Annotated in this window: 8 protein-coding genes; all 8 read left to right on the top strand. The window is 48.2% G+C overall.

What is annotated here, in order from left to right; all coding sequences use genetic code 11:
* Nucleotides 1–3 precede the first annotated feature (3 nt).
* A complete protein-coding gene (locus AAE02nite_RS11005) occupies nucleotides 4–1,098 on the top strand; it encodes a dihydrodipicolinate synthase family protein (RefSeq protein ID WP_146897786.1) in 1,095 nt (364 codons plus the stop codon).
* 61 nt (nucleotides 1,099–1,159) lie between these two features.
* Entirely contained in the window at nucleotides 1,160–2,200 is a 1,041-nt protein-coding gene (locus AAE02nite_RS11000) for a Gfo/Idh/MocA family protein (protein ID WP_146897785.1), read from the top strand.
* Between the two features lie 429 nt (nucleotides 2,201–2,629).
* On the top strand, nucleotides 2,630–3,853 hold the full coding sequence (locus tag AAE02nite_RS10995; protein WP_146897784.1) for an acyltransferase family protein: 1,224 nt from the start codon (nucleotides 2,630–2,632) through the stop codon (nucleotides 3,851–3,853).
* Nucleotides 3,854–3,997: 144 nt separating this feature from the next.
* Nucleotides 3,998–5,383: an enolase C-terminal domain-like protein gene (locus tag AAE02nite_RS10990; protein WP_146897783.1), complete on the top strand. Its 1,386-nt coding sequence runs from the start codon at nucleotides 3,998–4,000 to the stop codon at nucleotides 5,381–5,383.
* 73 nt (nucleotides 5,384–5,456) lie between these two features.
* Nucleotides 5,457–6,224, top strand: coding sequence for an SGNH/GDSL hydrolase family protein (locus AAE02nite_RS10985; RefSeq protein ID WP_146897782.1), 768 nt, complete (start codon nucleotides 5,457–5,459; stop codon nucleotides 6,222–6,224).
* 39 nt (nucleotides 6,225–6,263) lie between these two features.
* Nucleotides 6,264–7,400 carry a plastocyanin/azurin family copper-binding protein gene (locus tag AAE02nite_RS10980; protein WP_218033474.1) on the top strand — a complete coding sequence of 379 codons (1,137 nt, stop codon included), beginning with the start codon at nucleotides 6,264–6,266 and terminating at the stop codon, nucleotides 7,398–7,400.
* Nucleotides 7,397–8,893, top strand: a complete 1,497-nt coding sequence (locus tag AAE02nite_RS10975) for a PQQ-dependent sugar dehydrogenase (protein ID WP_146897781.1) — start codon at nucleotides 7,397–7,399, stop codon at nucleotides 8,891–8,893. The genes AAE02nite_RS10980 and AAE02nite_RS10975 overlap by 4 nt, the downstream gene beginning before the upstream one ends.
* Before the next feature lie 114 nt (nucleotides 8,894–9,007).
* The gene (locus AAE02nite_RS10970) at nucleotides 9,008–12,058 is read left to right on the top strand and encodes a SusC/RagA family TonB-linked outer membrane protein (protein ID WP_146897780.1); all 3,051 of its coding nucleotides are present in this window, start codon (nucleotides 9,008–9,010) and stop codon (nucleotides 12,056–12,058) included.
* Nucleotides 12,059–12,078: the final 20 nt, after the last annotated feature.

The raw sequence follows: 12,078 nt of genomic DNA, 5'->3' as shown, positions 1-12,078 counted from the left end.
GATATGAGCACAGCAACCTTAGATCCCAAATTAAAAGCATTTTTAGACGCGGGTACCGTTATTCCGGCGCATCCTTTGGCTCTGAACCAGGATCGGCAACTCGATGAAGCCCGGCAACGCGGCCTGACCCGTTATTATATGGCGAGCGGTGCCGGCGGGGTAGCCGTGGGTGTACACAGCACCCAGTTCGAAATCCGTGATCCGGCAGTAAACCTCTACGAAACCGTGCTGCAACTGGCCGCCGAAGAAATAGCCTCTGCTAACTTAGACCGCCCTTTTCTGAAAGTAGCTGGTCTGGTGGGCCCAACAGAACAGGCTGTTAACGAAGCCCGGATAGCCCTGAAACACGGATACCACTTAGGTTTGTTGAGCATGGGTGGTTTGCAGGGCTGGACCGAAAAAGAAATATTAGACCGGGTACGGGCTGTGGCCAAAGTAATACCGGTATTTGGTTTTTACCTGCAGCCTTCGGTGGGTGGTCGGATATTTAGTTACGATTTCTGGCATGCATTTGCCGAAATCCAGAATGTGCAGGCGATTAAAGTGGCCTCTTTTAACCGCTACCAGACGTTGGATGTGGTACGGGCCGTTTGTTTCTCCAGTCGGCGCGACGAAATTGCGTTGTATACCGGCAACGATGATAATATTGTGGCCGATTTGCTGACCACCTATCGGTTTACTGTTGACGGAAGACCAGTAGAAAAAGAATTTGTGGGCGGTTTACTCGGGCATTGGGCCGTTTGGACCCGGAAAGCCGTAGCCCTGCTGGAAGAAGTGAAAGCTTGTAAGAGTAGCGGTAATGGCTGCTTCGACCGGTTGCTGAGTCTGAATATTGAAGTAACCGATAGTAATGCGGCCTTTTTCGACCCGAGTCATCATTTTCATGGTTGCATTCCGGGTATTCACGAAGTATTGCGGCGGCAGGGCCTGTTGGAAGGCCGCTGGTGTCTGAACCCGAACGAAGAGCTTTCGCCGGGACAAAAGGAAGAAATAGACCGGGTATACGCGGCTTATCCGCATCTCCACGACGATGAATTTGTAAAAGCTTTCCTGGCCAACGACAAAAAAACGCAACTGTCCGGCGCCGTACCTTCCTAAGCCACTAAAACGAAATAATTGGTAAGTTCAAATCAACTAAATTTTTTAAAATCCACCGATAATGCAGGAATCTAATTCTTCCCGAAGAAATTTTATTAGAAATATTGCCACAGCCGGTGTGGCTTTAGGGCTTGCCGGAGGTAATTTTTCTTTGTATGGGCAAAATGTTTCCCGTGAAAAAAAGCGGGTAGGTATTATTGGGCTGGATACCTCACATAGTGTGGCGTTTACCAAAGTACTCAACGATCCGCAGGCTGCTCCGGAATACGGCGGCTACAAAGTGGTGGTGGCGTATCCCAAAGGCAGCAACGATATTGAATCGAGTGTGAAGCGCATACCCGGCTATATCGAGGAAGTGCAGAAATATGGGGTTAAAATTGTGGATTCCATTAAAAAGTTGTTGAACGAGGTAGATGTGGTACTGCTGGAAACCAACGACGGCCGTTTGCACCTGGAGCAAGCCCTACAGGTTTTTAAAGCCGGTAAGCCCACTTTTATTGATAAACCTATTGCGGCTTCTTTGGCCGATGCCATGGCCATATTTGAGGCCGCTAAAAGATACAAAGTGCCGGTTTTCTCATCTTCGTCTTTGCGGTACATGCCCAGCGCCCAGGAAGTAGTACAGGGTAAAGTGGGCAAAGTGCTGGGAGCCGAAGCTTTCAGTCCGATGCATCTGGAAAGCACCCACCCGGATCTGGTTTGGTACGGCATCCACGGGGTAGAAACGCTTTATACGGTTATGGGTACCGGTTGCAAAAGTGTGGTGCGGGTGCATACCCCCGATACCGATGTGGTAGTAGGAACCTGGGCCGATGGCCGGATTGGTACATTCCGGGGCTTGCGTAAGGGTAAACCCGATTACGGCGGAATGGCTTTCGGCGAGAAAGGTAATTTGGCCTTGGGCCCCTACGGTGGCTACAATCCTTTACTGATACAAATTATTAAGTTTTTCCAAACCGGGCAACCGCCCGTTAGTGCCGAAGAAACCACCGAGATGTTTGCGTTTATGGAGGCCGCCGACGAAAGCAAGCGCCACGGCGGGGTACCGGTTACCCTGGAAAGCGCGTACCAGAAAGCCCGGCAGGCGGCGGCCCGGAAATAATACCAGAACAGACCCGCTGGTGCGGGTGCATGGGTTATTCTGGGCTTGTAGAAGGGTTTTTTGCAATCAGGTAAAAGGAAATTCAGCTTTTACGGCAAGTTTAGCATACCTTCTATATTTTAAGCACATAAATCATTAAACGCCGATATAAATATTCGTTCGGGTTATAGTTGGAATAAAAATATTACTGCCGGCAAAAACTTCCGGACGCTTAAGGCAATATGATAAGCGCTTGGTGTGGGCAAATCTCCCGTGAATCTGAAGGTTTAAAGCTGCTGTATTAAATGATAGCTAAAATTTACCCTAAATCCGTCGGGAAATGGTTATCCGGTGTTGGTAAGTTAATTCAGATTAACTAAATTATTCGGCATTAGCAGGTTCCGGAATTATTCGTGCCGGCTCAGGTTAAAATATCTAGATAACAACTTTATGCAAACTGCCACCGCTCCAGTTAACTCTGCGCCTATTATAAACCCAACGTTAGCTACCCGTCGGATTGCCTCTATTGATGCGTATCGGGGGTTTGTGATGCTGCTGATGATGGCCGAGGTGCTATCATTCAGTCGGGTTTCCCGGGCCTTACCCGAAAGCAGTTTCTGGCAGTTTCTGAGCTTTCACCAGAGCCACGTGCCCTGGGTTGGCTGCTCATTACACGATTTAATTCAGCCATCTTTTTCTTTTTTGGTAGGGGTAGCTTTGCCTTTTTCTATTGGCAGCCGCCTGGCCAAGGGGGCTGCCTTTGGTGCCTTGTTGCGGCACGCTGTCGTGCGGGCGCTAATATTAATTTTTCTGGGTATTTTTCTGCGGTCGATGCACTCAGACCAAACTAATTTTACTTTTGAAGATACGCTGACGCAAATTGGTTTAGGCTACGTTTTCCTGTTTATTCTTGGATTTTACTCGCAGCGGGTACAAATTGGTGCCTTGGTATTATTGCTGGTGGGTTACTGGGCGGCTTTTGCCCTGTATCCCTTACCTGGGCCGGATTTTAATTACGCGCTAGCTGGTGTTACCCCCGAGTGGGAGTATAATTTGCAAGGCTTTGCGGCGCACTGGAATAAAAATACCAATTTAGCCTGGGCCTTCGACCGCTGGTTCCTGAATCTTTTTCCGCGCGAAAGCACCTTTACGCACAATGGTGGCGGCTATTCGACCCTCAGTTTTATTACCACGCTGGGCACCATGATTCTGGGCTTATTGGCTGGTAACGCCTTAAAAGCGGCCACTACTGACCGCGCGAAAATCCGCTTTTTTATCATAACCGGTTTGGTTTTACTGGCGTTGGGAGTCCTGCTGCACTTTACCGGCATCAATCCCATTGTAAAGCGTATCTGGACGCCCGCCTGGGCAATTTTTAGCGGTGGCTGGTGCTTTCTGCTTTTAGCCTTATTTTACAGCGTAATAGATGTAGCTAATTACCGGCGGTGGGCATTCCCGTTAATGGTTATCGGCATGAATTCCATTGCCGCTTATATAATTGCCGATGGTCTGGGGTCCTTCATCTCGGGTTCACTGTATATTCACCTGGGCCAGGATTTTGATAAAATATTAGGTTTGCCTTATGCCTCGCTGGTAAAAGGCACTCTGGTATTACTCATTGAGTTTTATATTTTGTACTGGATGTACAAAAAGAAAATATTTATTAAGATTTAGCAGCCCCGCCTATATTAATTATTTAGGCTAAAAGCTCTGCAGTAATATATGCCCACGAATACGCTCATTGAACGATTATTTTAGAAAAACAACCTAGCCTTCGAAGAAGGCGATCTGGATTTTGCCTAATCCGAATTAGTAAAAATGAATAGAAGAAATTTTATAAAAAATGCAGGTGCTTTTGCGGCGCTGAGTAATGTAAGCCTCCCGCAAATATTTGAACCATCCATGCCAGAACAACTAAAAACCATTCGGGTAACCCGTACCGATTCTAATTTTGAACGCGAAAAACTAATCCGCCCCTTTGGCTTTAAAGGCGGCTTTCTTACCGAATTATGGCAAGCCGTTTCCCGGATGGATTCGGAAAAGCATCAAGGTAAAATAGGCTTGGCTACCCAAAGCGTTTTGTACAGCGATGCCGATTTTTTTGCGGCTCACTCCGAAACGGGGGGAAATGCTATTATGTATGCCCTCGCCGAGAAAACTTTGCACCTGGTAAAGAAAACGCCGTTTACCACCCCCGTAGAATTATTCGATAAAATATTGCCGGATGTTATCTCCGAAGGCAAGCGCCTTACGGGTAAGCCGGACCTGAATATAAACTTTATTTACAATGCGCTGGTAAGTGTAGATAATGCCGCCTGGTTGCTGTACGCCGCCGAAAACAACTTTAAATCTTTCGATGCCTTTATTCCGGCACCCTACCGGAAAGCCCTGTCGTACCACAACGACAAAATAGCCATTATGTACCAGGTACCTTACGGTATGCCCATGACGGATTTAAAGAAAGCGGCGGAGCAAGGTTATTTTGTAATTAAAATTAAAACCGGTCAGCCGGGCTCGCAAGCCGAAATGCTGCAGAAGGATATGGATAAGCTTACCCAGATCCATAATACCTTAAAAAATGCCCGCACCAACCATACAAAGAACGGCAAGCTGATTTATACCCTGGATCCGAACGCCCGGTACGAGAAAAAGGAAACACTTTTACGCTACCTCGACCATGCCAAAAAAATAGGCGCTTTCGACCAGATATTATTGATAGAGGAACCGCTAAACGAGCAAAACGACGAAGAAGTAGGCGACGTGGGCATCCGGGTAGCCGGCGACGAAAGTGTGCACGACGAGGCTGGGGCCATGCGGCGTTTACAACAAGGCTACGGGGCCATTGTGCTAAAGGGCATTGCCAAAACGCTGAGCTTATCTATGAAACTGGCCAAACTGGCGCAAGAGCGTAACGTGCCCTGTTTGTGCGCCGATTTAACCGTAAACCCCATTCTGATTGACTGGCACCGGAACCTGGCCGGCCGGATAGCGCCTTTTCCGGGTTTAGGCATGGGCCTGATGGAAACCAACGGCGACATGAACTACCGCAACTGGGCCAATATGGTTAAATATAACCCGGCGGCAGGCGCTTCCTGGTCGCAGGCCCGTAACGGTGTTTTCGAGTTATCGAAAGAATTTTACCAGCGCAGCGGCGGCATTCTGGAGCCTTCGGCCCATTACCAGCAAATGTTTCCGGCAGTTTAAATAAAGCTATTGCAGCCTGGGAAGCCCTGTTTTAAATATTATTTTACACTTGCGTATTGTACATTTTTAAAATTTGAAAACAGAAAATAATACCGGCCGTCGAGATTTTCTTAAGAAAGCAACTATAGGTGGATTAGCCACTTGGGCTATCCCCGAAATAGTGGAGGCGGGGTTGGCCGCCGGCAAAGGCCGCCAGATAACCTTAGCTAAAAATGACATTGTGTTGTTTCAGGGTGATTCGATTACGGATGCCGGCCGGAAACGGGAAAATAAAAACCAGAACAGTGCGCCTGCTTTGGGTAGTGGTTATGCTTACCTGGCGGCGGCCGAAATGTTGCAAAAATTCCCTGGCAAAACGCTGCAGATCTATAACCGGGGTGTCAGCGCCGATAAAGTTTACCAGTTAGCCGACCGTTGGCAAACCGATACCCTCGACCTGAAACCTAATGTGCTGAGCATATTAATAGGCGTGAACGACCATTGGCATATTATTAAAAAAGGTTATGCCGGCTCGCTTAAAAAATACCAGGACGATTACCGTGCTTTACTCGACCGTACGAAGCAAAATTTGCCCGATGTGAAATTTATTATTGGCGAGCCATTTGGGGTAACCGGTATTAAAGGAAATTACGAAAACTGGGATCCGGCTTTTAAAGATTACCAGTTAGCTGCCCGCAAAATAGCCGAAAATTTCAGCGCTGCTTTTATTCCTTACCAAAGCGTTTTCGACCAGGCCCGAAAAGTTGCCCCGAGTACTTACTGGACTTATGATGGTGTGCATACCACCATAGCCGGGGCTAAATTAATGGCTGAAGCCTGGCTCCAAACAGTTAAAGCCTGATTTTATTAAAGTGAGTTAGCCTATAATCTATCATCCTTCGTGTTTAAATATTACCGGTTTTTATTCTTGCTGTTGGTTTACCTGGTGGTCTTGCAGGCGTACGCGCAACCAGTAGCAGATTCGGTTACGACCATTCATCTTAAAGCCATAGCGGGTTTGCAGTACAATATGGTACGGTTCCAGGTAAAGCCGGGCGCCCGGGTAAAGTTAATTTTAACCAACACCGACGACATGAGCCATAACCTGCTCATTACCCGGCCCGGTGCGCGCGAAGCCGTGGTTAATGCCGCTTTAAAACTAGGTGAGCAGGGTGCTAAACTAAATTTTATTCCTTCCTCACCGCAAATATTGTGGAGCATACCGGTACTGTCGCCGGAAGAAACAAAAGCGATTACTTTTACCGCCCCCAAAGTCCAGGGAGCTTATCCTTATGTTTGTACTTATCCTGGTCACGGGTTTATTATGTACGGCGCCATGTACGTAAGCGAAGCCGCTTTGCCACCGCTGCAGAATGACTTAAATATTCCACCAACCCGGCGCACCGATAATATTTTGGCGACACCGGGTACCTCCCCGGAGAATGTCCATGCGGCTCACGCGGCCAAACCTGCTCACCCGTACGAATTGGAAGCGCCTTTCCTGTACCGGGTGTTTATGCCCGATGCCAGTCCGGCGGCTATTGCGGTTAGTTTACCCCAGAAGCTGTCTTACTGCTGGGATGCCGGTACCTGCCGGCTACGCTACGCCTGGCAGGGCGGCTTTCTGGATAACTCGGATTCCTGGAAAGGCAAAGGCGACTCTTACGGTATTGTGCTGGGCCAAATATTTTATCGCGACAAAACCCAGTACCCGTTGCGGCTAAATAATCCCGAGAATATTCCGGTAGTGGCCTTTAAAGGCTATCAGTTGCAAGACCGTTACCCGGAATTCCGGTACACGCTGAACGGGACAATGGTTTACGAATTAATTAAGCCCAAAACCGATGGTACCGGTTTAATCCGGACTTTCCGCATACCCGGTAATCGCCAAAAAATATGGCTGGTAACAGATCCGGCAGATGGCGTGCAGTATGCATCTACGGCCGGTAAATGGATAAATGGTACCTTAAAGCTTTCGGCGCGGCAGGCCCGCCATTTTAGTATTACCATGACCCCGAAGGAAGGAGTGAAGTTATGAAATCAGGCTGGTTCTTTTTGTTGCTCTTTTTAGCGGGATGGCTGACGGGCGCGGTGCCGGTTAAACCCAAACCTAAGCCCGATACGATACCGGCTTACCGCGTAGAATCTATCCCGATGCCGGATAACCTGGTAAGTGAAACCGGTGCCCTAGAATTTTTGCCTAACGGCGAGCTGGTAGCCGGCTTTAGTCGGGGCGAAATAATGATTTATAACCCGCAAACCAAACAATGGCGCGTATTTGCCCACGGCCTCCACGACCCGCTCGGAATATTAGTAGTTAGCAATTCGGAAATATTAGTAATGCAGCGCCCGGAATTAACCAGGGTAAAAGACACCGACGGCGATGGGCAAGCCGATTTGTACGAAACAGTAACCGACGATTTTGGCATTTCGGGTAATTTTCATGAGTTTAATTATGGGCCGGTGAAAGACAAACAAGGCAATTTATTTATTGCACTCAATACCGCCTCGCCCAACGGCGGCATCCGGCCCGAAGTGCGGGGCAAACTGGATTCTACTATGCTGGGCAAGTACGGCCGCCAGATGTTTTCGTTAGTTCCTTACCGGGGATGGATAATGAAGTTAACGCCGGCCGGTAAATTATCGCCGTACGCCAGCGGCTTTCGTTCGCCAAACGGCCTGGTACTGGATGGTGAAGGAAATTTATTAGTAACCGATAACCAGGGGGATTGGGTAGGTACCAGCCCTTTATACGAAGTGCAGGAAGGTAAATTCTACGGTCACCCGGCTGGCTTGGTATGGCAGCAAGGCCGGGCAGGCCAAAACCCTTATGAAATACCCATCGCGGAATTAGATAAAGCGCGCGTTCGGGCAGCCGTTTTATTCCCGCATAATATTATGGCCAATTCGGTTACACAACCCGTTTTTGATAATACCGGTGGCAAATTCGGTCCGTTTGGCGGCCAGTTGCTGGTGGGCGAAATGAACCAGGAACGGATTGTGCGGGTAATGCTGGAGCGGGTAAATGGTACGCTGCAAGGGGCCTGCACGCCATTTCTGGATGGGCAGGGACTACGTAAAGGTAATAACCGGCTGGCGTTTGCCCCTGATGGCAGTTTGTGGGTGGGTCAGAGCGACCATGGCTGGGCCGGCGACGAAGGTATTCAGCGGATTGTATTTACCGGCCAGCCACTCCTGGATATTTACCAAATGAATCTGACCTCCACCGGTTTTGATTTAACCTTTACCCAACCGCTGGAAGCAGCTACTGCCAGTAACCCGGACAACTATAAATTCAAGCATTATTTCTACCAATATCAGGCAAAATACGGTTCCGACCAGTTCGACGTACAAAATATTCCGGTTACCGCTGTAAAGGTCTCGGCCGACCGCAAACGGGTATCGTTAACCTTGGGCACCCTGAAGCCCGGGTATATTTATGAGCTCCGTTTAGGAAGTTTAGCATCCAGCACCGGTCAAGTCCTGACAAATAAAACTATTTGCTACACCCTTAACCAACTAAAGAACTAACGTGTAGGATTGGATAAATCCTATTATTTACAAAAATTATTGTGGCTTTCTTTATAAAAAGATCATAAATTACATTGTTTTTCTTTTATTATCCACCCAGTTAAAAATTAAAGTATGAGTAAAAAATTATCGTTTAAATTAAAGTTGCTGATGCTGCTTCCGTTCTGCCTGTTACTGGTTGCCGGAGCTTTTGCCCAGGGTATAGCGGTCAGAGGAAAAGTGACCGGCAATGGCGGGGAAGCCCTGCCGGGCGTAACCATTGTGTTAAAAGGCTCTACCGTAGGAACTACTTCTGATGTAGAAGGAAACTATTCCCTGAGCTTGCCCAGTGCCACCGGAACCCTGGTGTTTTCCTATATCGGTTATGTTTCGCAGGAAGTAGCAATTAATAACCGTACCACCATTAACGTAACCCTGGTTATGGATGCCAAAGCCATGGAAGAAGTAGTGGTGGTAGGTTACGGAACCGTTAAGAAAAGCGATGTAACCGGGGCGGTGGCATCTGTCTCGTCGGAAGAATTGTCGGCTTACCCGGCGCAGGGTACCGTGCAGGCCCTGCAAGGCCGGGCGGCTGGTGTCCAAATCCAGGCCAATAACGGCGCTCCCGGGGCATCTTTTAAAGTGCGTATCCGGGGTGGTACCTCTATTAACGCCAGCAGCGACCCGATTTACGTAGTAGATGGTTTTGTGGGCGGCGCATTGCCTCCCCCGGAAGATATTGAGTCGCTGGAAGTATTAAAAGATGCATCGGCTACGGCTATTTACGGTTCAAGGGGCGCGAACGGGGTAATCATGATTACCACCAAAAGAGGGAAAACCGGCAAACCCCGCATTAATATCAATTCATCGGTTTCTTCGCAGAACGAGATTAACCGGCTGGATTTATTAAATGCTGATCAGTTTAGGGATTATATAAAAGAAGCCCGGCCTACTTTTGATTTGGGAACAGCCAACGCCAATACCGACTGGCAGGATTTAATATTTCAAAAAGGCGGTATCCAGAATCACCAGCTTTCTTTCTCGGGTGGCGGTGAAAACGTAAATTACTACATCTCCGGTAATTACTACGACCAGAAAGGGGTGATTCTGAACTCCGGATATAAGCGGTTTTCGGTTACCAGTAATATTGATATTAAGGCTTCAGAAAAGCTGAAAGTAGGCTTGAATTTATTTGCCCAGCGGGCTTCGCAGCAGCAGGCCTATACGCAGGAAGGTTCCGGGGGCCTTACGCCCGGAGTAATTTCGGCGGCCTTTAAGTTTGAGCCCGATCAACCGATTATCGACCCCACAACCGGCCGGTTTACCGTTGCCCGGTTAAACGACCCGCAGGACAACCCGTATGCTGTAGCCACGCAATTAGAAAACGAGTCGCTGAACGACCGCATTCAGGGTAACTTTTTCGGCGAGTATGATATTCTGAAAGGACTTAAATTCCGGACAACCATTGGTGCTACCACTAACAGCGGCCGTGCCGGCTATTTTGCGCCAACTACGCTTAATGTCGGCCGGACGGTTGGCGGTGAGGCCACGGTATCAGGTTCTAAAAGTACCCTGCTCCTGAACGAAAACTATTTAACCTATACCAGAGACTTTGGCCAGTCAAGTAATTTTTCGGTGATGGGCGGCTATTCCTACCAAACATCTTCCAGCGAAAACTGGGGAGGCACGGGTCAGTCCTTTATTACAAACGCAGGCTCTTACTGGAATTTGGGCGGATCTTCGGTTTGGCAAAGCCCGTCTTCTGGGTTAACTGAGTGGCAACTGGGTTCTTACTATGGCCGGGCTAATTTGTCTTTGCTCGACCGTTATTTATTTACCGCTACTATCCGGCGCGATGGTTCTTCTAATTTCAGTAAAAATCATAAGTGGGCCACATTCCCTTCCGGCGCTTTTGCCTGGAAAATGATGAGCGAACCTTTTATGCAGGGTATTAGTGCTATTAGTCAATGGAAATGGCGGGTTAGCTATGGTTTAACCGGCAATCAGGCCATTGCTCCTTACCAGACATTGGCCCGTTTCTCGAACGTATACTCGGTTATTGATGGTTTAGCAGTTAATGCGGTAAGACCCACGGTAGTTGCCAATAATGACTTAACCTGGGAAACAACGGCCCAACTGGACATTGGTACTGATATTAGTTTCCTGGATAATCGTCTGAACTTTATTGTGGATTATTACCGGAGTGTAACCCGCGATTTACTCTTTAGTGTACAATTGCCGCAATATTCCGGCTATCCTAACCAGTTACAGAATATAGGCTCCGTAGAAAACAAGGGTTTTGAATTTACCCTCAATTCCCGGAACCTGGTAGGCGAATTCCAGTGGAGTTCGGATATTAATTTTTCTCGGAACCGCAACAAAGTACTCAAATTACCCGGCGGTAATGAGTTGCAATATTCTGCGGCACCGGGTCACTTAGTGGGATTAGGCAACACCCACATATTGCGCGAAGGCTATCCGGTAGGTACTATTTTTGGCTGGATTTACGATGGTGTGTATCAGGAAGGCGATGAATTTTTACCGGGCGGCGGTTTTGAAAGAATGGCCGGCGGCGAGAAATTCCGGGATATTAATGGCAAAAGAGATGCCCAGGGTAAATTAACCGGCGAACCCGATGGCGTGCTGAACAGCGATGACCGCACCATTATTGGTAACCCGCACCCGAAATTTATCTGGGGTTTCAACAACGATTTCCGCTACAAAGGTTTTGACCTGAATATTTTCTTTCAGGGCTCGCAAGGCAACGATATTTTAAGTTATACCCTGATGGAGCTTAACCTGTTATCGGGTATTAACAACGCTACCACCGATGCCCTGAAACGCTGGACCCCCACGAATACAGATACCGATATTCCGAAAGCTGCTTCCGGCCGTACCCGCCGGGTATCTACCCGTTGGGTAATGGATGGCAGTTATGCCCGCCTGAAAAACGTAGCCCTGGGTTATAATCTGCCGGAAACGGTGGTTAATTCGTTAAAGATGAGTAAGCTACGGGTGTACGTAAGCGCTCAGAACATCTGGACCATAACCAAATACAAAGGCTACGATCCGGAAGTAAATTATATGTCGGAAGGGGCTACCAACAGTAACCGGAACCTGGGCCTGGATTATGGCAGCTACCCCAATGCCAAATCTTACACGGTAGGTATCAATATTGGTTTTTAAAAGTTTTTAACCGAAAAAGA

It is taken from the genome of Adhaeribacter aerolatus (genome assembly GCF_007991635.1).
In the GTDB taxonomy this organism is placed as follows: Bacteria; Bacteroidota; Bacteroidia; order Cytophagales; family Hymenobacteraceae; genus Adhaeribacter; species Adhaeribacter aerolatus.
Note: the sequence above shows the minus strand (reverse complement) of the source record. Positions and strands in the feature narration are given on the sequence as shown.

Excerpts from the sequence above, each read along its gene's own strand:
- AAE02nite_RS11005 (WP_146897786.1), top strand. The coding sequence starts at position 4 with ATGAGCACAGCAACCTTAGATCCCAAATTAAAAGCATTTTTAGACGCG.
- AAE02nite_RS11000 (WP_146897785.1), top strand. The coding sequence starts at position 1,160 with ATGCAGGAATCTAATTCTTCCCGAAGAAATTTTATTAGAAATATTGCC.
- AAE02nite_RS10995 (WP_146897784.1), top strand. The coding sequence starts at position 2,630 with ATGCAAACTGCCACCGCTCCAGTTAACTCTGCGCCTATTATAAACCCA.
- AAE02nite_RS10990 (WP_146897783.1), top strand. The coding sequence starts at position 3,998 with ATGAATAGAAGAAATTTTATAAAAAATGCAGGTGCTTTTGCGGCGCTG.
- AAE02nite_RS10975 (WP_146897781.1), top strand. The coding sequence starts at position 7,397 with ATGAAATCAGGCTGGTTCTTTTTGTTGCTCTTTTTAGCGGGATGGCTG.
- AAE02nite_RS10970 (WP_146897780.1), top strand. The coding sequence starts at position 9,008 with ATGAGTAAAAAATTATCGTTTAAATTAAAGTTGCTGATGCTGCTTCCG.